The 24,054-nt window shown below is 39.5% G+C and carries 23 protein-coding genes and 1 riboswitch; of the genes, 10 read left to right on the forward strand and 13 right to left on the reverse strand.

All coding sequences use genetic code 11. The annotated features are described in order from the left end of the window. The first annotated feature begins 145 nt into the window (after positions 1 to 145). The 3 genes from ASF86_RS15640 (at position 146) to ASF86_RS15650 (ending at position 2,493) form a co-directional block, all read left to right on the forward strand. Complete coding sequence (locus ASF86_RS15640; protein WP_005036218.1) at positions 146 to 796, forward strand: peroxiredoxin; 651 nt, start codon at positions 146 to 148, stop codon at positions 794 to 796. A 306-nt stretch (positions 797 to 1,102) separates the two neighbouring features. Next, positions 1,103 to 1,915: an MBL fold metallo-hydrolase gene (locus ASF86_RS15645; protein WP_201784120.1), complete on the forward strand. Its 813-nt coding sequence runs from the start codon at positions 1,103 to 1,105 to the stop codon at positions 1,913 to 1,915. Continuing rightward, entirely contained in the window at positions 1,912 to 2,493 is a 582-nt protein-coding gene (locus ASF86_RS15650) for a dual specificity protein phosphatase family protein (RefSeq protein ID WP_056483470.1), read from the forward strand. The genes ASF86_RS15645 and ASF86_RS15650 overlap by 4 nt, the downstream gene beginning before the upstream one ends. A 145-nt stretch (positions 2,494 to 2,638) precedes the next feature. Here ASF86_RS15650 and ASF86_RS15655 read toward each other — a convergent pair whose 3' ends face one another. The 6 genes from ASF86_RS15655 to ASF86_RS15680 all read right to left on the reverse strand — a co-directional run bounded on the left by ASF86_RS15655 (position 2,639) and on the right by ASF86_RS15680 (position 8,983). Beyond that, positions 2,639 to 3,568: a DUF6929 family protein gene (locus ASF86_RS15655; RefSeq protein WP_056483473.1), complete on the reverse strand. Its 930-nt coding sequence runs from the start codon at positions 3,566 to 3,568 to the stop codon at positions 2,639 to 2,641. 87 nt (positions 3,569 to 3,655) lie between these two features. After that, entirely contained in the window at positions 3,656 to 4,717 is a 1,062-nt protein-coding gene (locus ASF86_RS15660) for an SPOR domain-containing protein (RefSeq protein ID WP_056483476.1), read from the reverse strand. Continuing rightward, positions 4,708 to 5,994: a bifunctional tetrahydrofolate synthase/dihydrofolate synthase gene (gene folC / locus ASF86_RS15665; protein WP_056483479.1), complete on the reverse strand. Its 1,287-nt coding sequence runs from the start codon at positions 5,992 to 5,994 to the stop codon at positions 4,708 to 4,710. Before folC ends, ASF86_RS15660 begins: the two co-directional genes overlap by 10 nt. Further along, positions 5,991 to 6,887, reverse strand: coding sequence for an acetyl-CoA carboxylase, carboxyltransferase subunit beta (gene accD / locus ASF86_RS15670; protein ID WP_017392445.1), 897 nt, complete (start codon positions 6,885 to 6,887; stop codon positions 5,991 to 5,993). Before accD ends, folC begins: the two co-directional genes overlap by 4 nt. Continuing rightward, the gene (gene trpA / locus ASF86_RS15675; RefSeq protein WP_005036203.1) at positions 6,884 to 7,687 is read right to left on the reverse strand and encodes a tryptophan synthase subunit alpha; all 804 of its coding nucleotides are present in this window, start codon (positions 7,685 to 7,687) and stop codon (positions 6,884 to 6,886) included. Before trpA ends, accD begins: the two co-directional genes overlap by 4 nt. A 246-nt stretch (positions 7,688 to 7,933) precedes the next feature. Continuing rightward, entirely contained in the window at positions 7,934 to 8,983 is a 1,050-nt protein-coding gene (locus ASF86_RS15680; protein WP_004638919.1) for an AraC family transcriptional regulator, read from the reverse strand. Between the two features lie 121 nt (positions 8,984 to 9,104). On the opposite strand from ASF86_RS15680, the gene ASF86_RS15685 reads away from it, so the two are divergent. Further along, positions 9,105 to 9,980 carry a metal-dependent hydrolase gene (locus ASF86_RS15685; RefSeq protein ID WP_056483481.1) on the forward strand — a complete coding sequence of 292 codons (876 nt, stop codon included), beginning with the start codon at positions 9,105 to 9,107 and terminating at the stop codon, positions 9,978 to 9,980. 8 nt (positions 9,981 to 9,988) lie between these two features. On the opposite strand, the gene ASF86_RS15690 is transcribed toward ASF86_RS15685, so the two are convergent. The 4 genes from ASF86_RS15690 to ASF86_RS15705 are packed head-to-tail and all read right to left on the reverse strand — an operon-like array spanning position 9,989 to position 13,419. After that, the gene (locus ASF86_RS15690) at positions 9,989 to 10,984 is read right to left on the reverse strand and encodes a DUF2804 domain-containing protein (protein ID WP_056483484.1); all 996 of its coding nucleotides are present in this window, start codon (positions 10,982 to 10,984) and stop codon (positions 9,989 to 9,991) included. A 37-nt stretch (positions 10,985 to 11,021) separates the two neighbouring features. Then, a complete protein-coding gene (locus ASF86_RS15695; RefSeq protein WP_056483487.1) occupies positions 11,022 to 11,534 on the reverse strand; it encodes a DUF1543 domain-containing protein in 513 nt (170 codons plus the stop codon). Between the two features lie 12 nt (positions 11,535 to 11,546). After that, the gene (trpB, locus tag ASF86_RS15700) at positions 11,547 to 12,776 is read right to left on the reverse strand and encodes a tryptophan synthase subunit beta (protein ID WP_003655197.1); all 1,230 of its coding nucleotides are present in this window, start codon (positions 12,774 to 12,776) and stop codon (positions 11,547 to 11,549) included. Beyond that, positions 12,751 to 13,419, reverse strand: coding sequence for a phosphoribosylanthranilate isomerase (locus ASF86_RS15705; RefSeq protein ID WP_003655196.1), 669 nt, complete (start codon positions 13,417 to 13,419; stop codon positions 12,751 to 12,753). The genes trpB and ASF86_RS15705 overlap by 26 nt, the downstream gene beginning before the upstream one ends. 126 nt (positions 13,420 to 13,545) lie before the next feature. Continuing rightward, positions 13,546 to 13,753, forward strand: a riboswitch (cobalamin riboswitch). 35 nt (positions 13,754 to 13,788) lie between these two features. Here ASF86_RS15705 and ASF86_RS15710 point away from each other — a divergent pair. The 3 genes from ASF86_RS15710 (at position 13,789) to ASF86_RS15720 (ending at position 17,067) form a co-directional block, all read left to right on the forward strand. Beyond that, complete coding sequence (locus ASF86_RS15710) at positions 13,789 to 15,606, forward strand: TonB-dependent receptor plug domain-containing protein (RefSeq protein ID WP_056483490.1); 1,818 nt, start codon at positions 13,789 to 13,791, stop codon at positions 15,604 to 15,606. Positions 15,607 to 15,700: 94 nt separating this feature from the next. After that, complete coding sequence (locus ASF86_RS15715) at positions 15,701 to 16,279, forward strand: cob(I)yrinic acid a,c-diamide adenosyltransferase (RefSeq protein WP_004638907.1); 579 nt, start codon at positions 15,701 to 15,703, stop codon at positions 16,277 to 16,279. Positions 16,280 to 16,353: 74 nt separating this feature from the next. Next, on the forward strand, positions 16,354 to 17,067 hold the full coding sequence (locus tag ASF86_RS15720) for a glycerophosphodiester phosphodiesterase (RefSeq protein ID WP_056483492.1): 714 nt from the start codon (positions 16,354 to 16,356) through the stop codon (positions 17,065 to 17,067). A gap of 27 nt (positions 17,068 to 17,094) precedes the next feature. On the opposite strand, the gene ASF86_RS15725 is transcribed toward ASF86_RS15720, so the two are convergent. Beyond that, positions 17,095 to 17,634 carry an META domain-containing protein gene (locus ASF86_RS15725; protein WP_056483495.1) on the reverse strand — a complete coding sequence of 180 codons (540 nt, stop codon included), beginning with the start codon at positions 17,632 to 17,634 and terminating at the stop codon, positions 17,095 to 17,097. A gap of 208 nt (positions 17,635 to 17,842) precedes the next feature. Between ASF86_RS15725 and ASF86_RS15730 the strand changes: the two genes are divergently transcribed. The 3 genes from ASF86_RS15730 to ASF86_RS15740 all read left to right on the forward strand — a co-directional run bounded on the left by ASF86_RS15730 (position 17,843) and on the right by ASF86_RS15740 (position 21,216). After that, complete coding sequence (locus tag ASF86_RS15730) at positions 17,843 to 19,015, forward strand: acyl-CoA desaturase (RefSeq protein ID WP_017392438.1); 1,173 nt, start codon at positions 17,843 to 17,845, stop codon at positions 19,013 to 19,015. A 99-nt stretch (positions 19,016 to 19,114) separates the two neighbouring features. Further along, entirely contained in the window at positions 19,115 to 20,557 is a 1,443-nt protein-coding gene (locus tag ASF86_RS15735) for a protein adenylyltransferase SelO (protein ID WP_056483498.1), read from the forward strand. A gap of 77 nt (positions 20,558 to 20,634) precedes the next feature. Then, a complete protein-coding gene (locus ASF86_RS15740) occupies positions 20,635 to 21,216 on the forward strand; it encodes a L,D-transpeptidase family protein (protein WP_056483501.1) in 582 nt (193 codons plus the stop codon). Positions 21,217 to 21,287: 71 nt separating this feature from the next. Here ASF86_RS15740 and ASF86_RS15745 read toward each other — a convergent pair whose 3' ends face one another. Both ASF86_RS15745 and baeS read right to left on the reverse strand, forming a co-directional pair. Continuing rightward, on the reverse strand, positions 21,288 to 21,974 hold the full coding sequence (locus ASF86_RS15745; protein WP_003655179.1) for a response regulator: 687 nt from the start codon (positions 21,972 to 21,974) through the stop codon (positions 21,288 to 21,290). A 21-nt stretch (positions 21,975 to 21,995) separates the two neighbouring features. After that, positions 21,996 to 23,654, reverse strand: a complete 1,659-nt coding sequence (baeS, locus tag ASF86_RS15750; RefSeq protein ID WP_056483601.1) for a sensor histidine kinase efflux regulator BaeS — start codon at positions 23,652 to 23,654, stop codon at positions 21,996 to 21,998. Between the last annotated feature and the right edge of the window lie 400 nt (positions 23,655 to 24,054).

Below are 24,054 nucleotides of genomic sequence, written 5' to 3' on the forward strand. Positions count from 1 at the left end.
CATAAAATAGTGAGTTTTAGTCATATATATTTACACTTATATAAAAAACTCATAATAAAATACAAAAACAATAATTTTAATCATAAAGATAATGCTGCATATTCATTGGATCGAATAACAAATTATGAGCAATTGAGGAACGATCATGACACTACGATTAGGAGATACAGCCCCCGATTTTCAACAAGAATCGAGTGAAGGCACAATTAATTTTTATGATTTTCTAGGGGATAGTTGGGGAATTTTATTTTCACATCCAGCCGACTATACGCCCGTATGTACAACAGAGTTAGGTTATACAGCAAAATTAAAAGATGAATTTACGAAGCGTAATGTTAAAGCGATTGCTTTGTCAGTAGATGATGTAGAGTCTCATAAGGGATGGATCAATGACATTAACGAAACCCAAAACACGACTGTAAACTTTCCAATCATTGCTGATAAAGACCGTAAAGTATCGGAACTCTATGGTTTCATTCATCCAAATGCCAGTGAAACACTCACAGTACGTTCTTTAGTGATTATTGATCCGAATAAAAAAGTTCGCTTAATCATTACCTACCCTGCTTCAACAGGCCGAAATTTTAATGAAGTCTTACGTGTTGTTGACTCATTACAATTAACTGACAAGCATAAAGTAGCGACACCAGCGAACTGGCAGCAAGGTGAAGATGTCGTTATTGTGCCATCACTTAAAGATGAAGAAGAAATTAAACAGCGCTTCCCTAAGGGCTATACAGCGGTTAAACCTTATTTACGCTTAACACCACAGCCTGAAAGTAATAAAGCCGACTAAAGGCTTTATTACTTGCAAGACAAACGAAGTGCGTAGGCAAGCATTTGAAAAGTTCGCTACGAGACACGTAGGCAAACATTCGAAACTTTTCGAATAAAAACTGACAGCGGCACATATACAACCAGTTAAAAAATTGATAACAGAGCATCGGAAATAAGTACCAAATTTTTAGAAAGTCTTAAGTAAATATCACACCCTAAAAAGTCATCCAACGTGATGGCTTTTTATTTATGTATTGAATACACATGGTTTTTACTGCCCAGATCAGTTATAACTCGAAGCGATTCGGTATAAAAAATAAAAATCATGATCTATAAAATTCATCATTTAAAGTGCGGCAGCATGTGCCCTGTTTGTGCCCCACTCTTTGGACAAAAAGGCTTCCGGGCTGAAGTTGTCTGCCATTGCCTGTTGGTTGAAACCGATCGAGGTCTAGCGCTTATTGATACAGGCTTCGGGCTACAAGATTATTTACATATGAAGCAGCGACTAGGTTCATTAGTCCAACGTTTAGGCAAAATTGAGACTAACCTTGAGTTTAGTGCCATCCAGCAAATCCAAAAGCTCGGGTTTAATCCTAAGGATATTCAGCATATCTTTGTCACTCATCTTGATTTTGATCATGCGGGTGGAATTTCAGATTTTCCCCATGCCACAGTTCATGTTTTAGCAGCAGAATATAACGCGGCCCAACTTCCAAATCTTAAGGGCAAACTTCGCTATAGAACTAATCAATATAAAGACCATCGTTACTGGAACTTTGTTGAATATCAGCAAGGTGAAGCATGGTTTAACCTTGAAAAGGTAAAAGGTTTTCCTCTTTTTCAAGATGAAATTTTAATGGTGCCTTTATTGGGTCACTCAGCTGGTCATTGTGGCATTGCCATAAAGCAACAAAATCAATGGTTATTATTTTGTGGAGATGCGTACTACTCACACCTAGAGTTAAACCCTAAAAATAAATTAAGATCTCTTAGTTTGCTGGAAAAAACATTTGCAGAAGATAATGAGAAACGTCTTATTAATCTCAAACGCTTGCAGCATTTAGCTCAACATGAGCCAACGATTGAAATAATTTGTGCTCATGATCCTTATGAGCTTAACCGGTATCAAACATGAAAAAATTATCACTCATCACACTTGCCATCTGTATAAATTTACAGGGATGTATGCAGCATGAAAGTATTGCCCATGAGCATCGACCACAAGACTGGGGGACCTTAGTCTCTGAGACCCATAACTTTTATCAGATTAGTGATACTGTTTTTCGCAGTGAACAACCCGATGCAACGATGGTTCCCGAGCTAAAACGTCATCAAATAAGTACCATTATTAATTTAAGAGCTAGAGCTTCAGATGATTTAGTTTTTAAAAATGAAAATTTTAACCTTGCACATATTCCTATCAACACTTGGGCAATTGACCGACAAGATCTATTAGAAGTCATGCAACAAATTAAGATTGCCAAGCAGAATAATCAACGTGTTTTATTGCACTGCTACCATGGCTCAGACCGTACAGGTGCTAGTGTTGCCATGTATCGCATTATTTTTGAAAATTGGGCAATTGATGATGCGGTTAAAGAAATGAAGGAAGGCGGTTATGGCTATCATATTATCTGGAAGAACATTGACGGCCTATTTACACCTGAAAATGTAAAATGGACTCAACAGCAACTGTCGAATTCCAGCAGTTAAAGACTGGATTACTTTTGTATTCAAACACGATTATTAGACAAATAAGTTGGCTCAATCACCAACTTATTGATTGTTTTCATTATTATCAATTACATCGAAAAATATACATTTAAAGATAGATGATCATCAAAAATATGATTTAACTTTATGATTTTCCCAAAGCGGCGTTGCTAAGTAATACCTTCAAAATTTCAGAATCACCACCATCACTGTCTGTCACTAATAAAAAGACTTCGCCATCGGATCTCGACTCGAACCAAGTAATCCCTTCAACCTTGATTGGCAGCGTCTGTCCTTTCGCATCTCGAATCAAATGAGCTGCTAAACCTTTACCCTCAGGCGAAAACACCAAGATAAAACTTCCCAAGACAGCACCGTCATCATAGGTATTGAGTGTTTGTTCGACCGTAGCTGTAGCAACAATCAAATTTTTATCCGCTAAAAAACAAGCATCTGAAATGCCACTTGCTGAACCATCAAGCTCAGCTAAGCTCAGTTTGAGCGAATGTATAAGTGCATTTTCTAAGGATTTTCCTGCTTGAATTTTGATTAAATCAAAGACTAAAACCCCATGATGGAGATTTATGTTACCACGTTGAAAGATATAGAGATAACGATGGTCTGAACATATGGCTTCTATATTGAGATCAGCCCCACCTGTTAATTCAACCTGATGCTGCAAAAAATCATAATCAACCGCATCTAAGAAAGTTCTGACCTGATGATTGGCAGGGTTATAGAGTAATGCTCGTTTTCGATTTTCTGTAGAACCCGAGCCCATCACCAAAAGCTGTGATTGTCCGTTCCAACTTATGGAGGTTAAAGCTTCAAAATCAGGCTTCTGTTCTTTGCTTAATGCACTTAGCGGTATTTGCTCTGGAGGATCAAATAACGGAATTTTTTCAAAGGCCGTTGCATCAGCCATGTTCTGGGTTCGATTGATTCTTAATAAATAAGGGAGATTATCACCAACAAAATAAACATCATCCCCCACACAAGCGACTCCAGACAGTGCGCTAATCACGGACTCTTGTGCAAAAACAAATTGTTCTAGTATTTTGATCGTTGTATTCATCTTCAAGATCCCCTATTGAATGGAACACTCCTCACAAGAATAAAGCCTTTGAAGTGTTCCTGATTTGATTTAGGGGATGATCAGCCGTTATCGCTGATCAAGCGGTACCCAGTCAATTACCCAAGCCGATTTCATATTTAAACTTGAATCAGAAGTAATTTTCTTACGGGCTGCATCTGCTGTATCACGGTCTTTCGCTGGTCCAACCATAATACGGATTCCCTTGCTGGTTTGGCTCGTAGTTACCTTATAGCCTTTAGCTCGTAATTTAGAAACAACTGCATCTGCATTTGCTTGGTTAGCAGCCAATGCAACTTGCACCATCCACTTTTTATCACCATTTTCCAGCAGTTCACGCGCTTTTTCAGCATCAGCTTTTTTATCGGCTTCAGCTTTGCGTTTAGCATCTGATGCTTTCTTATCAGCTTCTGCCTGACGTTTTGCTTCAGCTGCTTTCTTATCTGCTTCTGCTTGACGTTTTGCTTCAGTTGCTTTCTTATCTGCTTCTGCTTGACGTTTTGCTTCAGCTGCTTTCTTATCAGCTTCTGCCTGACGTTTTGCTTCAGTTGCTTTTTTATCTGCTTCTGCTTGACGTTTTGCTTCAGCTACTTTCTTGTCAGCTTCTGCTTGGCGCTTGGCATCAGCCGCTTTTTTATCTGCTTCTGCTTTTGCACTATCTACAGATTTTTTCTTCACATCAGTTTGTGGACTTTTTACTTTACCATCGCTGCCGACAACTTCCGGCGGAATATTGTCTGAACTTTCTTGAGCAGCTGTACGACGTGCATTAATCGCAGCATATTCGGCAGCCGCTTTACGAGCAGCATCGGCTTCAGCTTGCTGTTGCATTGCTAAAAACTCAGCTGCACGTGCTTCTTGCTCTGCAACAGCCTTTTCACGTGAACGGCGCTGTTCTTCTAGCAACCGCTTTTCTGTTGCAACATCAACCGCTAGAGGTTGGAGTTGTACCATTTGTCCTTCAGTTGCTTGTTTTGGCTTAGTTTGAGTTTTTGGCGCTGTGGATGCATCTGGCTGAACTTCAACCTGCTTTATTTCTTCATTTCCTTTTAGAAGTAATGCTGCCAATAAAACACCACCACCCAGTAAAACAACACCACCCATCCAGCGTTGTTTGTTATTCATTGACATTCTTCCAAATACTCCCAAATCGCTTCTAAAGTATGAAACGAACCACAGGCCAAAATCAGCTGATTGTTATTTGTTTGCTCAAGCGCTGATTTAAATGCCTCTTTGATATTGCCATATTGTTGTACTGTCTGACCTTGCAAGGCATCATTGAGTTGCTGAATCGATGCAGCACGCGGCACATTCAACTCAGCAATTTTCCAATGTAAAACAGTAGGTTTCAATAATTCGACTACTGATTTTATATCTTTATCTGCCAGCATTGAAAATACTGCGACAACTTCTGTGTACTGTTTATTGTATTCTAAGAAATTTCGCAATTGCTTTAACAAAAATTCAACACCATGGGGATTGTGTCCAGCATCAAAAATTACCGTTTTCCCTTCCACTTGACGCTGTTCAAAACGCCCGGCTAAGCGTGCAGCTTGAATACCTTTTTCTAAAGCAGACTGAGAAATTTCAAGTCCGCTATTTAAAATGGCTGCAACCGCCCCCGCAATATTTTCGATGGCTAAATGGCCTAAAGGAAGCTTTAAAGTGGTTCCTTCTGAAGCAAAGTACCAGTTTTGCCCATCATCGGCGAGTTTATAAAAATAATCACGATTAACGGTATATAAAATTGCTTGTGTACTTTCTGTTTTATCTTGAATTGCTTGAGGTAGAAGTTGTTCGCCAGCAAAGACAACCGGAATTTGTGGACGAATAATACCTGCTTTTTCAAAAGCAATTTTTTCAATGGTATCGCCTAACCAATCGGTATGATCTAGGCCAATATTAGTAATAATCGCAACATTGGGATCAATTACATTAACCACATCTAAGCGCCCGCCCAAACCGACTTCGAGCACCCATACATCGCATTGCTGTTGTTTAAAAATGACAAAAGCAGCCAAAGTGGTTGCTTCAAAAAAAGATAAGCTTAAATCACAATCGCGACGAGCCTGATCGACTTGAACAAAAGTATTAATCAGACTTTGATCATCGACTTCGACTCCACCTAATTTGACTCGTTCATTAAAGCGATAGATATGGGGTGACTGATATAACCCAACTTTGTACCCCTGCTCATTTAATATAGCAGCTAGTGTAGTTGTAGTTGAGCCTTTACCATTCGTTCCGGCTACTGTAAAAACTTTAGCAGTAGGCTGAGTTACACCCAGCTTTTCTGCCACAGGAATTACACGTTCCAGACCAAGATCTATCCCTGTAACGTGAACATGGCTCCAATAATTGAGCCATGTATCTAAAGAGTCTATTGAAAGTGGAGCTTGTTGATTCAAGGTAAGTTCATCAATTTCGATACAAGTCGAGATACAGTATCACGTAAAGCATGACGATGAACAATCTGATCGATTACGCCATGATCAAGCAAATATTCAGCACGTTGGAATGGCTCTTCCAATGTTTCACGTACAGTTTGTTCAATTACACGTTTACCTGCAAAGCCGATCATCGCTTTCGGTTCAGCAATATGAATATCACCTAACATTGCTAAAGAAGCTGTTACACCGCCATATACCGGATGTGTTAACACCACAATATAAGGTAAACCTGCATCTTTTAATTTTTGGATCGCCGCTGAAGTACGTGCCATTTGCATAAGTGACAACATGCCTTCTTGCATACGTGCGCCACCAGAAGCTGCGAAACAGATTAATGGTTGACGTTTTGCAATAGCAAGTTCAGCAGCTTGAACAAAACGGTCACCCACTACAGTACCCATAGAGCCGCCCATAAAGTCGAACTCAAAAGCACATGCAATCATATCCACGCCATTTAAATTGCCTTGCATTGCAATTAAAGCTTCTGTTTCACCAGTTTTGCTTTGCGCTTCACGCATACGGTCTGGATATGGTTTAGTGTCGACAAACTTTAATGGATCTTTCGCGCTAAACTCTTGACCCAATTCAGTCACTACATTATCGAAGAACCAATTCAAACGATCACGAGCTTTCATTCGTAAGTGTTCATCACACTGCGGACAAACATACGCATTGAAAGAGATTGCTGTACGTGTCACTAGAGCATGACATTCAGGGCATTCAATCGTTGGCTCAGTAAATGTTGCTTTGAGAATTTGTTGCTCATTTGCGACTTCAATACCTGGAACCGGACGTTTTGTCCATGGTGTCGAAGGGCTAAGAACTTTCCCTGATTTCACTTCTTGATTCATACTAACTCATCGAGCGCTGCTCGAAGCTCCTTGACTTTATTCACCGTCTGTTCAACAGCGTCATCCGCTGCCAACGTTGCAAAATTTTTAACGAAAGCACTACCTACAATCACAGCATCAGCAACGCTACCCATTGCTTTTGCTGAAGCGGCATCACTAATACCAAAACCAACACCAACTGGAATATCAGTGGCATTTTTGATTTTCTGAATACGTGCAGCAGCTTCTGCCGTATCTAGTGTTGCTGCTCCTGTTACACCCTTGAGTGAAACATAGTAGATAAATCCACTTGCCTGATTTGCCACATGTTGAATGCGTTGGTCTGTAGAAGTTGGCGCGAGCAAGAAGATTTGATCCATGTCATGTTGCTTCAACAAAGCACCAAACTCTTTTGACTCTTCTGGCGGTAAATCCACCAGCAATAAGCCATCTACACCACACTGTTTCGCATGAGAAATAAACTTCTCGTAACCAATCACTTCAACCGGATTCAAATAACCCATTAAAACAACAGGTGTATCCTGATCCTGTTCACGGAACTCCTTTACCATATTAAGAGCATCTAATGTGTTAGTCCCTGCTGCAAGCGCACGTTCAGCTGCAAGCGCAATTACCGGACCATCAGCCATTGGATCTGAAAATGGTAAACCAAGCTCAATGACATCTACTCCTGCCGCAACCATTTTATGCAGTAACGGAACTGTTACTTGCGGTTGTGGATCACCCGCCATAACATAAGATACAAGCGCTTTACGTTGTTGGGACTTAAGCTTTTCAAAACGGGTGGCAAGACGTGACATAGGGTTGTGCTTTCCTTGAATTATTTAAAATTGAGGAGTTGTTTGTAGAAATACAAGAACATCGCATTTTAACGCTATTTTTTGTCCATTGAACAGGTCTAACGTTATGGCGATATTCGATTGTATGATTCATACAACCCATGGCGTACATTTATCAATATTTTGAAACTTTTCTCAATGATCAAAGCTTCCTATTTTCGAGCCATTATTAGATCCTCATCTGAATAGAAAACCATCCCAAAATGCCTATTTCACTGCATTTTTATTGGTTAGCTGTAATTGTCTTTTTCTTGTCAGCAAGGTTTGTCCTGTCAAATTTTTATGGGCCCGTGCAAGTGCTGACTGGTCCGAATATCCCAACTGTTCAGCAATTAAAGTGAGGCTTGCATTTTGGTTGAGTAATATCTCACAACGTCTCATGCGCTCTGCATCTAAAATTAATTTAAATGAAGTGTTTAATGACTGTAGCTGGCGCTGTAAGCTTCGTACTGAAATATTCAACTCGATGGCAATATCTTCTATTTTAGGCGCTTGCTGTCTTTGCTTAAAATATTCATGCACGATCCAATGTATTTGCTGAGCTAAATCTGTTTGTATTTTACGCTGAGCTAACGCCTCTTCTGCCTGTTTCACCAAAAGTTGCATTAAGGTCGGGTCTGCATGTTGAGGGCGAATACTTAGTCCCTCACTTGCAAAAGTTAATGCATAGTAAGGTTTTCCAAATGATAATTTGCATTGAAAGAAACGCTGATAGTGCACTAATGGACCACGTGCGCTGTGCACAAACTCAACTTGTTGCAAGAGAAAATCATGCAGTGGGGCTATTTGTTTAGCAAGTTGTACCATAGCTGCCAAGGTCAATTCACAAAGTATGATATTACTGTCATCAACCAACGGCCAATACAAACGAATTTTAGAAGCATCTTGCTCGATTTGCATAGGCACGACTTGCTCACCGTCGATCACCAGACGGTGAAACTTCATGATATATTCAAGAACCTCTGCAAAGCTACCACTTCGGGATGCCATATATCCCAATACACCAAAATTGGCAGGTGTAATACAAGTTGCCATTTCCAAAGCTAAATTGGAAACTTGTAGTCGAGATTCGGTCAGCTCTAAAAGCTCAAGAAAAAAAGTTAAAGGTGATTGAGCATCGATAGATGCAGATAAAATGTTTTGAACTTGGCGAACTTGAACATCTGTTAGATTTAATGCCTGCCAGTCCATCCCCTTTTCTTTTAAGTAAGTATTCCAAAGGTAAAAATAACCATTTGAAATCGTAAATTCCTGCATGGCGCATCCTTTTTTTACTGCCACCTTGTCGTAAACTGTATAAAAATTGGCAATAACTGTCAAAACAAAGCCGACCAGTCGCGACATACTAGTGAACAAGTTAGATGCGAGAAATAAAAATATGAACGCACATGTTTCTTATCAGGTCGATCCAGTGGTTCGTAAAAATCTAGATTTTCATTTAAACGAAGCACCTCGCTTTTGGTTTAATAATGATCCTTTTTTGACTCGTATGTTCGATGCACTCAGCTTAACCTTTCCAGATGGAGAGCGTTATTTTATTGAATGTGTTCGTATGTTCCGTGACAAAATTGATGATCCTGAACTACAAAGACGAGTTGTGGACTTTATTAAACAAGAAGCTCAACACGGTATTGCTCATGACAAAATGAATCAGATCATGAAAGAGCAAGGCATGCCTGTTGACCAGTTCACGACCACGCTAAAAAGGATTTTCCGTTTTGAACTGACAAAACGCTCACCTCAATACAACATTGCCATGACTGCTGCTGCTGAACATTTAACAGCTTTAATGGCAGAGACGTTTTATAGCCACAAAAAAACATTGGAAAATGCACATCCGTATGTTCGAGCACTGTTTGCATGGCATGCCATTGAAGAGATGGAGCATCGAGATGTTGCATTTGACGTAATGAAGCAGGTAGGTGAAGTGCCTGAGTCAACACGTCGCTTTGTATTAGTTGCTACAACAGTATTAATGTTTGGTTTTACGCTTTATCGCACCAATGTCATGTTGAAATGTGATGGTTTTAGTTCTAGAGAAAGACTCTCGATGAGCCTTAAGGGTCTACCTTGGTTCTTTGGCAAAAATGGCACATTAACAGCCATGAAAAGCCAATATTTGGACTGGTTTAAAAAAGACTTCCACCCAAGTCAGCATCCGGTAATTCGTCAATATCCTGTTTGGATTGAAACACTCGAAAAGACAAATGACCCAATTGCAGCTGGCGAAGCATTCTGGCAAGCAGGTTTATAACCTGCTTGTTACCATTTTGCGTAATGTTGTTCTAGTAAACCGTATTGCTCATTGCAAGTGATGACATCATTCGTCTCATGTTCAATCGTGCCACTAATTTTAGCTTGCCACTGATTGAACTGACTTCCAATCATTCTTAAATTAATATTTTCGTATCTACACCAACCAATATGGATTTGTAGATTAAGCTTTTGATCTAGAGAACTAATTTGCCAGAGTTCATCATTTACTTTTTCAAATAGAACATCTGTCAGGGGAAATAAAACCCCATTAATCCATAAACAGTTTTCATTACCAAAACTTTCATTAACACCAGAAGCTAAATTTAGGCCAATACGTCGGCCTTGTTCATCCCAAAAATTACATGAAAGCCAAAACCAAGCTGTTTCAGGTCGCAAAAAACCACAAGTATCGTCTAAAGATGCAAAAGTCTTTTCATCAAATTGTACAACTTGGTTTTGTTTATTAATAAACATCCCTTCTACACCCAGCGTCGTCTGCTTTTGAGTATAGGTCCAACCATTAATTCCTGTCGGTGTACACAAACTTAATATATCGGTGCCAGCACAAAAAATCCGAGCACTGAGTTTAATCTCACCATATTTAGTAACTCGAATGTACCGCACACCATTCGCATGCTGAATATCAAATTGATAAGGCGATTTAGAAAAATAGCTTTGATTAAACAACGGCTGTTCATCAAGATAGGTTTTATGCCCTAAAGGCTGAATCGCATTCCATTCAATTACCTGCTGGGTTTCATGATCATAAATATAGAAAAAACCATGACCGACCCAGCCGATATCTGCAATTGCTAGACCAATACTATAGTGTTTATGTTGAATACCACAGAATTTAAATTTCTTGTATTTTAATTGCTTACGCCAGCCTTTTAAGGCCTTACCATAAGGGGTTTTATAAATATAATGTTGTACATGAATGGTTGACGGTACAGATTCAAAACGCCCATAACGAGGCTGTCCATTTTCTTGAATTAAATCCATTTACCCACTTCCATATGAATATTAGATTTCAAATGACCTATACCACGGTCAAATACGTATTTTCCCAAATTGTTGCAGCAAAATCGCCTTTTATTAAATGAATATAGCGCCCTGCTACACAATCTATCGCTAAGCAGTCATCAATATCAATGACTCGATCTGTATGCGCTTTTTGCCACTGTTGATCTATAAATTGTTTACCCAATTGTTTTGCAATAACAGCATTGGGTGCAACAACAAACTCATAACGATGGAGCTCACCGAACTCATGAGCATTATATCCGCCCAGATTAATTAAATATAACTTTAAGTCATCTGGTTTTGGTGCTGCATCAGTGAAGTGAATTTGATAATTTTGCTCTTGAGATTTTACTCCCGAAAGCTTAGCCCAAGCATCAATGTGTAATCCTTGAGCATCACCAAACCAAGCCTGTTTAAGTTGAGGATAAACTTCTTCCAAAGTGTCTCCTACAGCCATGACAACATCATGAACTTCTGTATTTGCGCGTGCATGACGCCCACCCAACATTACCATAAACAGACTTGGCATTTTTATTCCCGCTTACATCTCAACCATTTCTACGCCATCAATGCGTGCAACAGTCATTAAATCTTTATCACCACGACCTGAAACGGTCGCAATAATAATCTGATCTTTAGACATCGTTGGTGCAAGCTTAGAGACATACGCCATGGCATGTGAGCTTTCAAGAGCAGGAATAATTCCTTCGATTTTGGTTAAATCACGGAAGCCTTGTAGAGCTTCTGTATCATTAATCGGCACATACTCAACACGCTTCATATCTTTCAAGAAGCTATGTTCAGGACCAACACCCGGATAATCTAACCCAGCAGAGATACTGTGTGTTTCGATAATCTGACCTTGTTCATCACTCATCAAGTAAGTACGGTTACCATGTAACACACCAACGTGACCCGCATTTAACGGCGCAGAGTGTTTCCCAGTCTCAATACCAAAACCAGCAGCTTCAACACCATACATTTTTACATTGGCATCATTTAAGAATGGGTAGAACAAGCCCATTGCATTTGAACCACCGCCCACACAAGCAACCAATGCATCTGGTAAGCGACCCGCTTGTTCCAAAATCTGTTTACGTGCTTCACGCCCAATAATTGACTGGAAATCACGTACAAGTTGTGGGTATGGGTGAGGACCTGCCACCGTACCAATCACATAGTAAGTACTATCAACATTGGTCACCCAGTCACGCATCGCTTCGTTCATGGCATCTTTAAGTGTTTTAGAGCCACTCTGTACAGGCACAACTGTTGCACCCAATAAACGCATACGATAAACGTTCATCGCTTGACGCTTAACGTCTTCAGCACCCATATAAACGACACATTCAAGGCCTAAACGCGCTGCTATCGTTGCTGTTGCCACACCATGTTGCCCAGCACCAGTTTCAGCAATAATACGTTTTTTACCAGAAAGCTTTGCCAATAACGCCTGACCAATCGTGTTATTTACCTTATGTGAGCCTGTATGGTTCAAGTCTTCACGTTTCAGGTAAATTTGCGCACCACCTAACTCTTTTGACCATCGCTCAGCATAATAAAGTGGACTAGGACGACCTACATAGTAGGCGAGATCGCGGTCGAATTCTGCCAGAAACTGTTCATCATTTTTCATGCGGGAATATAGATTTTCTAAATCTTCTAATGCCGCCATTAGAGTTTCTGACACAAAACGTCCGCCATGGATACCGAAATGCCCTGCAGCATCTGGGTACTGTGTATAGTCAATCACATTGTTTTGCTGATCCACGTTGGACTCCTTGCATAAATCGTTCAATGAGTTGTTGGTCTTTTATACCTTTTGCGGACTCTACGCCTCCGCTCACATCTACTGCAAAAGCACCGGTAGTATGAATAGCGTCAATGACATTGTCAGGGGTTAAACCACCTGCCAAGATTAATGGAATATCAAGTTTTGGGAATTTAGACCAGTCAAACTGATGTCCTGTGCCCCCTTTAAGCTCAGGATGCCACGCATCGAGCAAGACGGCACTGGCTCCAGCCGCCTGATATTTTTGAATTTCAGCAATAACATCAAGATCAGGCTTAACCTGAATCGCTTTATACCAGCGACGCTTACAATGGCGAGCTATCTCCTGACATTGTTCTGGAGTTTCGTCGCCATGTAGTTGTAATACATCTAGGGGAACACAATCAAGTACTGACTGAATCTCAGTAGCACTTGCATTCACAAACAAACCAACAAGTTGTACATAAGGAGGAATAAGTTTAACTAGTTCTTGTGCCTGCTCGAGTGTGACATGTCTTGGACTTGGTGGAAAAAATACAAAACCAATTGCATCAGCTCCAGCCGCAACTACTGACTGAACATCTTGAGGGCGAGTAATTCCACAGATTTTTGCTCGTGTACGTTTTTGGTTTGATGGGCTCATGATCTGCCTAAACTACAACCATTTCTTAAAATAAGCGCCATTGTAATGCAATTTTTGTCCCTTGCGTAAAAGTTCTCTGGGAATTGGGCTAAATGACATTGTATGAAATAAATCGCCACTTTATACTGCGTAAAATTGGAAGCAAGTGTAAGCAATTAATGCTTTAGGGAAGCTGGTGAAAGTCCGGCACTGCCCCCGCAACGGTAACAATGTAAAGCATATTTTTTAAGTCGTTCTCGACTTACACCACTGCAATGATGTGGGAAGGTGAATATGTCCATAACTTAAATATGGCGCTGAAGTCCGGAGACCTACTTGTTTCATCTATCTACCCGATCATTCACGTGGGGTGAATGTATGGAGCATGTTATGTCTAAGACTTTTCAACCTACTCGTCTGGTAGGGGCTATCGCTATTGCGATGGGGTTTTCACCTGTTATTTTTGCTGAAGATACAACCAACGCAACTCAGCTTGATCCAATTGTAGTGACTGCTTCAAAAAGTGCTGAAAAAGCGAGTGAAGTTCCGGCTCGAATCAATATTATTGAGCCAAAAGTTCTCGAACAATCACCTATCGCATCTTTACCACAATTATTACAAACAGATGCATCCATTAATATGGTGCAAAGTGGTGGTTATGGACAAATAGCTTCAATTTTCTTGCGTGGCGGCAAATCGGAACAAGCTCTTATATTAAGAGATGGTGTCCGTCTAAATTCAGCAACGTCCGGCACAGCATCACTCGCATTTATTGATACAACTGATATTAAGCAAATTGAAATACTTAAGGGTCCTGCATCTGTTTTGTACGGCACTGATGCAATTTCTGGTGTTGTACAGCTAATTTCAAAAACACCTGAAAAAACCTCAGCTTTTGTTACAGGTGAGATTGGTGAAGATAAAACTTATAAATCTGTTATCGGTGCTGATTTAGCAGAGGATGGTTTTTATGCACAAATTCGTGGCCAACGCCTAGAAACCGATGGGACACCTGTAAAAGATATAAAAAATGCTCCCAATGCCTCATTTGATCAAAAAGGTTATAGTGCAAAGGTAGGCGTTGATAAAGAGAATTATGCCGCTTCTGTTGATTATAGTGAAAATGAAGGCTATAGCGATTATGACAATAATGGCAACCTCATTTCTCAAGATTTTAAAAATGAAATCATTAACGTCAAAGGACGTGTAAATATTCTTGAGAATTTAGCGTTACACGCACGCGTCTCTCAATTTAAAGATGATATCGATCAAAATAATTCGCCAGATTATGTACATAGCAAAACCCAAGAAGCTGAAATTTATGGCCAATGGGGCTTTACACCAAATCAAAAATTATTATTAGGTGTAACACATCGAAATATTGATGGTGACGTTATCTCATACGGTACGCCATATCAGGAAGATATTGATTCAACAGGCTATTATATTCAACATAAATATGATCAGGCAGGATTAAATACACAGGTTGGTCTTCGTGTGGAAGACAATGAAAAATTCGGCACACACACCGTTGCTCAAGGCTCTGTCCGTTATCAAGTTCTACCATTAACTAGTATTTATGCAAATATTGGTTCAGCCTTTAAAGCACCGACACTTAATGACATGTATGCTTATGGTGGCAATCCGGACTTAAAACCAGAAGAAAGCTTTTCATATGAAATTGGTCTAGACCAGAAACTAGCCTATAATATTTCAACTGGTCTATCGCTATATACAACTGAAGTCGATAATCTCATTGATTTTGATGGTGTTCTTAATCAAATGAGAAATCTTGATAAAGCTAAAATGGAAGGCAGTGAACTTTATATAAAATGGCAAGGTGAAAACCTATTTACAAATTTAAGCTATAACTATGTCCGTGCTAAAAATAAGACTAATAATGATGATTTAAGCCGTCGTCCACGTCAAAATATTGCTCTAACAGCAGGTTGGACAGATGAACGTTATACCTTCTCAACTACGATGCTTGCAAATGGCGATTACGACAATAGTGCCTTTGACGATGTCCAAATTCCAGGACATTTCCGTGTAGATATGCATGGTCAATATAAGATCAATAAGAATATAAATGTTTTTGCTAATATTCAAAACATAAGTGACTCTAAATATCGCACCGCATATGGTAGTGGAAGCTATTATATTAACGGCGGCCGCCTTGCATCAGCTGGTGTGACCTTAAGCTACTAAGCAAAACTTTATTATAAAAATATTTTCTTAACTCCAGTTTCGGGGTAATGTTCTGACCGACATTATCCCCTTTTTTATGTTCAGGATATCCATCATGGGACACCGTTTAAGCAAAATCTATACACGCACAGGCGACTCAGGTACAACAGGTTTAGGCGATGGCTCTCGTGTTGCCAAAGATGATTTAAGGGTTGCAGCGCTTGGTGATGTCGATGAACTAAATGCCATCATTGGCGTTCTTCGAGCTCAAATCACAGCAAGTCAAGTAATAGACAAAGCAAATTGGGATAAGAGTTTGAGCTTAGTTCAACACTGGCTTTTTGACTTAGGCGGCGAGGTTTGTATTCCAAACTACAATTTACTTCAGCCTGTTTGCATTGAATTTCTTGAAAAAGAAATTGACCGTATGAATGAAGACTTACCCATGCTTAAAGAGTTTATTCTACCATCTGGCTCTTTAACTTGCAGTTATGCCCATCAGGCACGCGCTGTTTGCCGTCGTGCAGAAAGATCGCTAATGTCAGTACAAACACGCGACCAGAATATTCAAACCACGGCACTCCAACTTTTAAACCGTCTGTCTGACTGGTTGTTTGTTGCTTCTCGTGCTTTACAACGTGCTGAAGGTGGACAAGAAGTGCTTTGGCAAAAAAATATTAATGAGATTATTTAAAAGTAGATTAGATTAAACATGGTCTCTGCTCTTTTGAAGAGACCATCATTGAAAATAGTTGATAGAAGAAAATTATGCGCATTATTGGTCATCGTGGTGCACGCAAAGAAGCTCCTGAAAACACGCTAGGTGGTTTTCAGCACTTAAAAAATCTAGGTATTCGTGGTGTCGAATTTGATATTCGTCAGCTTCAAGATCAAGAATTAGTTGTTATCCATGATGACAACTTTTTACGTACTGCGGGAATAGATCAAATTGTTGAGCAATCTAATTTGTCTCAAGCATTATCATTTGATCATCGTCAAAACTGGCCCAATTGGCCAAACTCTGAACCAACACCTACACTTACAGGCGTTTTAAACTTACTTGATAACTTCGATCATATTGAAGTTGAAGTGAAAGCTGTAAGAGACATGGCTTTAGCAGAAAGACTCGTTCAAAAGCTTGAGACTGAATTGCAGGGTTATGAGAAAGTCGTGACCATCACAAGTTTTGACCTTCAGATCCTAACAGCTTTACGTGAGATGAATTCTCAATTTAAACGTGGGTTGTTAGTTGAACTTCCAGTGGGTGCAATCGCAATTGAACTCGCTCATCAATATGGTTGCTGTCATATTGGCTGGCATGATCAACTCGCAACAGATAAAATGATTCAGCTTTCACAACAAGCAAACCTAAATATTAGTGTTTGGACAGTGAATGATGTAGAAAGAGCAAAAAAGCTACGGGATTTAGATGTACAAGGGCTAATTACAGATATTCCAACTGCGATGTTACAAGCTCTGTAAATATAAAAAAGGTGGTAAAACCACCTTTTATTTCTTTTGTGCCTGAATCAATCGCTGACCACTTTGGTCAAGCAAATAGAGTGTATTCCCTACCAATTGAAATTTCTGAATACGCTGTAAAGAATCAATCAACTCTGCCTCTTGAGCCAACGCACCATCACAACTTGAATGTCCTGCATTAACCTGCATATCAAGTTTCTGTTGACTGAAATCAAAAGTATATCGACCAAAAATGCCATTACAGCCCGTATGACCTGAGACTGTTTTGACAGCAGAATTTAAAGAAAGAACTGGCCATTGATTAAAAAACTTGGCTTTATGACCATTAATCTGGGTAATTTGCCAATCAATATCTTGAATGCCATCAGGACTTACTCTCTTTTTTACTACAGGAGGTTGTACGCGATGGACTGGTTTTACTTGAGCTTTCTGGCCTTTCTGAATATTTTGTTGTGGGGTACTTTGACATGCGGCTAATACAAGACTGATTGTGACCAAGACACACTTCAATGATAATTTTCTTGCAATATCAATGCTGTTCTTTTTTTTCAATCGTTGTACGTTCATTAAACAACTTCTCCTACTTGAAAAACTCTGTGACATGGTTTAAATCTGTTACCGTTCTTTCAATACATCTGTACAATAATGTTAGTGATTCTCACTAAGCACGTGCTAATATGAAGGATAGAATAGCAATATATCTTGATGATTGGTTTTGCTATGTCGTTTTGTCTTTGTACCTTGTCTGACAAGGTTTCTAGGAGCGCTGCCGGATATGACTTCCGCCCCACTCAAAGCCCCAATTAACTGGACCGCTAGCATTACCTTAATTGGTTTACCAATTCTTGCTGCAATCATAATCCCGATTTATGCGTATTATTATGATTTTAGTGTAAGTGCATGGGTAAGCTTATTTTTTCTTTTAGCTCTAAGTAGTATGGGGATTACTGCTGGTTACCACCGCCTTTGGGCTCACCGAGCTTATGAAGCGTCATTACCACTTAAAATTCTTTTAATGATTGGTGGTACATTTGCCGTACAAAATAGTATTTTGTTCTGGGCATCTGGTCACCGTACACACCATCGACACGTTGATCATGTTGATGAAGATCCATATTCAATTAATCGTGGTTTTTGGTATGCCCATATGGGTTGGATGATCCGCGATCATTCACCATCTGAGCCAGATTTTAAAAATGCACCAGACTTATTGAACGATAAACTGGTCATGTTCCAGCATAAATACTATGGTTTACTCGTAGTTGCAGTTCATGTTGGAATTTTAGGCTTAATTGGTTGGGCAACTGGCGATTTGTGGGGTGTAGTCCTCATAGGTGGTCTATTGCGTTTAATCATTAGCCATCAAGTGACTTTCTTTATTAACTCGCTTTGCCACATGTGGGGTAAACGTCCTTATACAGACGAAAACACTGCACGTGATAATTTCTGGTTAGCCATTGCTACCTGGGGCGAGGGTTACCATAACTACCATCACATCTTCCAATACGATTATCGTAACGGTGTGAAATGGTGGCAATATGATCCAACAAAATGGTTGATCTGGTCATGTTCTAAACTTGGTTTAGCTAAAAATTTACGTCGTATTCCAAGCTTTAATATTAAAAAAGCAGAATTAGCGATGAAATTTAAATACGCTGAACAAGACCTTGCTATTTATGGTCACAATGTAAATGCTGATATGACTCAGATGAAACAACGTATTGCTCAGGAATACGAAGCTTTTACCCATACATTAAATGACTGGGCAAAGCTAAAAGAGCAAGAACTACAAGCGAAAAAAGCAGCAATGGCTGAAAAGATTCATAGAATGGATCACAAGCTTAAAGTTGATTTTCAATTGCTTGAACACCGCTTAAGTCATCATCGTGAGTGTTTAGAAACTTTAATGCGTAACATTAAAAAGAACACTAACGTAGTATCAGACTAGAATAAGTTCTTATCAAAAATAGCTCTTTCGGGAGCTATTTTTATGCTCGCTTTTTAACTATGGTATAGTGAAATCTGCTTTCTCTATTTTGCCAAGCCCATGCAATTTAATCCGCTTTACCCTTCACTTCCGTCTAAATTATTCCATGTTCAGCAACCATCACCTTTACGTGGTGCAAAAGCAGGCCATTTCAATACTGCTTTGGCAGATGAGCTGCAATGGTCAGAAGACGAAAAAAATGCATGGGTTGAAATCTGTAGCGGACAGCGTACTTTCTCTGAATTTCCTTCTCTTGCTATGGTCTATGCTGGTCACCAATTCGGACAATGGGCGGGACAACTCGGTGATGGTCGTGGCTTATTGATTGCGCAAATACTTAATACAAAGGGTCAAACCATAGATCTACATTTAAAAGGTGCAGGCCCGACACCCTACTCAAGAATGGGAGACGGACGCGCAGTGTTGCGTTCTGTGGTTCGTGAATATTTAGCTGGGCATGCTTTAAATGCTTTAGGAGTCGCTTCTAGTCACGCGGTAGGTTTTACAACCTCCACTCAAGGGGTACAGCGCGAAAAACTAGAATTGGGAGCAATGTTACTAAGAACATCTGAATGTCATATCCGTTTAGGGCATTTTGAATGGATTAATCAATACGCTCCTGAGTTGCTTTCAGAATTCACTCAAAAATGTATTGAGTGGCATTATCCTGAGTGTCTAGAAACCGAGAACCCTATTTTATCTTTTGCCAAAAAGGTCGTTGAGCGTACTGCAATCATGATTGCTAAATGGCAGTTGGTTGGATTTGCTCATGGTGTGATGAATACAGACAATCTTAACATTACTGGTTCTACACTTGATTTTGGTCCATATGGCTTCATGGAACGCTTCCGTCCGAACTGGATCAATAACCACTCGGATTATCAAGGCCGTTATACTTACCAAAATCAACCAAGTATAGGTCATTGGAATTTATGGACGTGGTTAAACAACTTAATCCCTCTCGCTGAGCCTGAACAAAAGGATCAGTTCAAAGAAGAGTTAGCGCGTTGCTTAGAACAATTTGAACCAACCTTCATGGAACATTACACAACTGGTTTATGTAAAAAAATGGGATTACCTCATTTTCATAAAGACAGCCTTGATTGTAGTTTTAGTTTTTTAAAAATCTTACAGACTGAACAACTCGACTACACTCAGAGCTTTATCCGACTTCAAAATAAAGAATATAAAACTCTACGAGATGATTGCCTTGATATTCGACAGTTTGATGAGTTTCTTAGCCAATATCAAAGCATTCGTGAACATCAAGATACAGATGAGCTTGATGCGAATATGCAAAAAGCTAATCCAGTTTATATATTACGGAATCACATGGCTCAACGTGCTATTGAAGCAGCTGAACGAGATGATTTTAGCGAAGTAGACCGTTTGTTTAAGCTGCTTGATCAGCCGTATACAAGACAACCAGAACTTGAACAGCCACAAGATTTAGGTCCTTTACCCAGTGACGTACCAGATGTAGCAGTAAGCTGTTCTTCTTAATATTTTAAAAGACTAAAACTCTCTTAAGCCGCTTTAGTGGTAGCTTAGAGAGTTTCTTAAACATTAAAGAATAATATATGAAAATTAGACCTATCATTATTTGTACACTTCTCATGATTCCATTGGGAATCGCTTTTTATAATTATGAAAAATATTTACCGACTTTTACATCATCCCATAAAGCTCTTTCAACCGAAGAGATCTTAGAACTAATTAAGACCAAGCCCATCACCTCAATTGAAGTATTTAAAAATCAACGCGTACTTCTACTCAAAAATAATAATGAGGTGATTCGTCGTTATCCTATTCGTCTAGGCTTTAATCCTAAAGGGCATAAACACTTTGAAAATGACGGTAAAACACCTGAAGGTGTTTATTCTATAGATTGGCGAAACTCACAAAGTGCGTACTATAAATCTTTGCATATCTCCTATCCCGATGCGAAAGATATTGCTTATGCCAAGCAACATAATCAACCAACTGGTGGAGATATCATGATTCATGGATCTGTTCCGAAATCCTTTTTATCTATACCTTTTAGCTCGACTTATATGCCCCATAAAGATTGGACTTTAGGATGTATCGCCGTTAGAAATGTAGATATAGACGAGATTTGGCAATTCGTGCCGAATCATACAAAGATTATAATTTATCCATAAAATCTTTAAAATTATCCACATTTTCTGTGGATAACATTGTGGTTATCCACAGAATAACTTTCGCTAGTGTTTTACTCTTCAGGATATTCGAAGCGGTAACCTACACCGTAAACTGCTTGAATCCACTCATGGCGGTTACCAGTTTCAGCCGCTTCACTAATTTTTCGACGCAAGTTTTTGATATGACTGTCAATCACACGATCGGCAACGTCAAAACTATCTGGATTAATATGATCCAATAATTGTGCTCGTGAATAGACTTGTCCAACATGCTCTAAAAATAGCTCAAGTAAACGAAATTCGGTTGGCGTTAAGCTCAACGATTTTTGTTGATACCAAATTCTTTGCTGTGCTTTATCAATTCGGAAAGAATCATTCTGTTCGGGCTCTGCCTTACGTTCTAAACGGCGTAAAACTGCCTGTACACGAGCAACCAACTCTTTTGGGCTAAACGGTTTACATACATAATCATCAGCGCCCATATTCAGACCCAAGACGCGGTCGATTTCTTCGGTACGAGCAGTCACCATAATAATCGGCAAATCTGACTGTTCACGAACCTTACGACAAATGGTCAAACCATCCATTCTTGGAACCATTAAGTCCAGAACCATCAAATTAGGTTTACGTTGCTGGAAACTCGCATAAGCGTCTTGACCATCATGAAACATACTTACTTCAAAACCGGCAGCTTCAAGATAATCACGCACCAAATGCGCCAATTCGACTTCATCTTCAACCAACATCACATGTTTCATGAGATATTTTTCCTTTTATATTTAACTCTGCTTTTTAAAAGTGAGTACACAACGTAAACCACCTAATGGTGAATGTTCAAAACTGAGTGTACCACCGAGCGCCTGCGCAATTTTACAAGACAAAGCCAAGCCTAGCCCTGTTCCACCTGTACTACGCGTACGCGAATCATCTACGCGATAGAAACGTTCACCTAAACGAGATAACTGCTCATCATTTAAACCAAATGGACTGTCATCAACATACAAAGTCCACTCCTGTGGAGTTTGGGCTGTATGAATATGAATTTTGCCACCTGTTTCTGTGTAACGAATACTATTACTAATTAAATTAACAATAATCTGTTTAAACCGATCACGATCTAATAATAGCGGAGAGCTTGTTCCTTCAACTTGAATTTCGAGACCAGCTTGCTCAAGTTTCGGTTTAAAGTTCTCAACTTCTTGTAATACCACTTCCCACGGATTTACAGAACTCAAATAACACTTGAGTTGTTGTGCATCTGCCTGCGCCAAGTCTGCAAGATCTTGTGTTAATTTTTTCAGGCTTGAAACCTGACGCATCATCGCATCAAGATGTTCAGGCGTTGCCTTTCGAATTCCATCTTGCATCGCTTCAATTTGTGCTTGCAATACAGCCAATGGCGTTTTTAATTCATGGGAAGTATCCGCTACCCATTGACGACGTGATTCTTCATGCCGATGTAAAATCTCTGCCAAATGGTTCAATTGGGTGGATAAATCACCTAATTCGTCATTTCGCTTAATAACAACTTGATGCTGATAATTTCCTTTAGTTAACTCATTTGTCGCATTTAATAAACGCTGAATCGGTTTCTTAAAATAAGTCGCCATCAATAGCGCCGCAACTAAACTTGAGAGCAAGGTTAAAGCATAAATTAAGAGTAAATAACGCTTTTGATTACTAAAGAAATTAATACTTAAAGCATCTTCTTTATCTAAAACGGGTTTTAAGCCCAAATATCCCACGACTTGATTGTTTAAGATAATTGGGCGAAATGACATCTGATCTGAAGAAGGCGGTTCACCAACCACAAACTGGTGATTTGCATCATATAAAGATAAACGAGAACTTAAACCCAAACGGTCAGGCAAAGCAATAAAACGCTTCTTACCATTTTGAGTTTCAATATCTTTTAAGCTCCCCTTCTTTGACTTATTTTTATCATCACTTGGGCGAAACTGGTTTGCACTTAAAGGGAAACGTAGCCCTTCAAACGGTTGATATTGAGAAGGTAAATTTTGCTCAAGCGTTTTTAACTCTTCATCGCTAAAAATAGTATTTTTATTTGTTGGCGTAACTTCGGGTGAAATATTGATGAGGGCATGTTCATCGAAAGAGTGCTGTTGTATGGCAATATCATATTGACGACGAAGCCACCACTGCGAGAGGCGATCATAATCATCGGGAGCCGCAGTCCCTTCTATTTGTAAAATTTGTGCCTGAATCGCATTTCCCCAATCATGGTACACCGTATAGACATTGCCAAGATTGGTAATGAGACGGTCGAGCTTTTGCATTTCAACGTCGGCCACATATTTGGCAAAGTTCTTTTGCATTGTCCAGTGCAAAACACTCAAGCTTGCAGTCGCAATAAGCAATGTGGTGAGCAAGACTGTCAAAAACAACCGTAATGCAATGGGAACACGTAGAACGTTCAAAAGCACTCTCTCATTTTTACGCTAAAGGGGGGTCTGCTGGTACTTCATTTGATAATTGTGACGAAGGCTATTTTTCTTGTATTTCTAGGCAAGAGATACGCAGCTTAGTGATCTAAGCAAGTAACTCTTAACGACGAAATGCTGAAAAATAGTCCCGTCCTGAAAGGTTATGGCTAAAACTGCCATAATCTTCGTTATGAAGCTTGCCAAGGACATATCATTGCCTGTGCTTCATGCCTCGTTTATGTGGTTTTAGCCTATAACACAATTCATAAAATGAACTACCAACAGACCCTAACATTGTAACCAACAACGAAAAGAAAAACTCTCCATTGTTTCTACATCTTTATTATCTAATCTTTAAGCCATCTTAAAACACAACATTAAAAGGCTTTTAAAC

It is taken from the genome of Acinetobacter sp. Leaf130, from assembly GCF_001423205.1.
Taxonomy (GTDB): domain Bacteria; phylum Pseudomonadota; class Gammaproteobacteria; order Pseudomonadales; family Moraxellaceae; genus Acinetobacter; species Acinetobacter calcoaceticus.

Coding starts and splice junctions, on each gene's coding strand:
- ASF86_RS15640 (WP_005036218.1), top strand. CDS start 146: ATGACACTACGATTAGGAGATACAGCCCCCGATTTTCAACAAGAATCG.
- ASF86_RS15645 (WP_201784120.1), top strand. CDS start 1,103: ATGATCTATAAAATTCATCATTTAAAGTGCGGCAGCATGTGCCCTGTT.
- ASF86_RS15650 (WP_056483470.1), top strand. CDS start 1,912: ATGAAAAAATTATCACTCATCACACTTGCCATCTGTATAAATTTACAG.
- ASF86_RS15655 (WP_056483473.1), bottom strand. CDS start 3,568: ATGAATACAACGATCAAAATACTAGAACAATTTGTTTTTGCACAAGAG.
- ASF86_RS15660 (WP_056483476.1), bottom strand. CDS start 4,717: ATGTCAATGAATAACAAACAACGCTGGATGGGTGGTGTTGTTTTACTG.
- accD (WP_017392445.1), bottom strand. CDS start 6,887: ATGAATCAAGAAGTGAAATCAGGGAAAGTTCTTAGCCCTTCGACACCA.
- trpA (WP_005036203.1), bottom strand. CDS start 7,687: ATGTCACGTCTTGCCACCCGTTTTGAAAAGCTTAAGTCCCAACAACGT.
- ASF86_RS15680 (WP_004638919.1), bottom strand. CDS start 8,983: ATGCAGGAATTTACGATTTCAAATGGTTATTTTTACCTTTGGAATACT.
- ASF86_RS15685 (WP_056483481.1), top strand. CDS start 9,105: ATGAACGCACATGTTTCTTATCAGGTCGATCCAGTGGTTCGTAAAAAT.
- ASF86_RS15690 (WP_056483484.1), bottom strand. CDS start 10,984: ATGGATTTAATTCAAGAAAATGGACAGCCTCGTTATGGGCGTTTTGAA.
- ASF86_RS15695 (WP_056483487.1), bottom strand. CDS start 11,534: ATGCCAAGTCTGTTTATGGTAATGTTGGGTGGGCGTCATGCACGCGCA.
- ASF86_RS15705 (WP_003655196.1), bottom strand. CDS start 13,419: ATGAGCCCATCAAACCAAAAACGTACACGAGCAAAAATCTGTGGAATT.
- ASF86_RS15710 (WP_056483490.1), top strand. CDS start 13,789: ATGTCTAAGACTTTTCAACCTACTCGTCTGGTAGGGGCTATCGCTATT.
- ASF86_RS15715 (WP_004638907.1), top strand. CDS start 15,701: ATGGGACACCGTTTAAGCAAAATCTATACACGCACAGGCGACTCAGGT.
- ASF86_RS15720 (WP_056483492.1), top strand. CDS start 16,354: ATGCGCATTATTGGTCATCGTGGTGCACGCAAAGAAGCTCCTGAAAAC.
- ASF86_RS15725 (WP_056483495.1), bottom strand. CDS start 17,634: ATGAACGTACAACGATTGAAAAAAAAGAACAGCATTGATATTGCAAGA.
- ASF86_RS15730 (WP_017392438.1), top strand. CDS start 17,843: ATGACTTCCGCCCCACTCAAAGCCCCAATTAACTGGACCGCTAGCATT.
- ASF86_RS15735 (WP_056483498.1), top strand. CDS start 19,115: ATGCAATTTAATCCGCTTTACCCTTCACTTCCGTCTAAATTATTCCAT.
- ASF86_RS15740 (WP_056483501.1), top strand. CDS start 20,635: ATGAAAATTAGACCTATCATTATTTGTACACTTCTCATGATTCCATTG.
- ASF86_RS15745 (WP_003655179.1), bottom strand. CDS start 21,974: ATGAAACATGTGATGTTGGTTGAAGATGAAGTCGAATTGGCGCATTTG.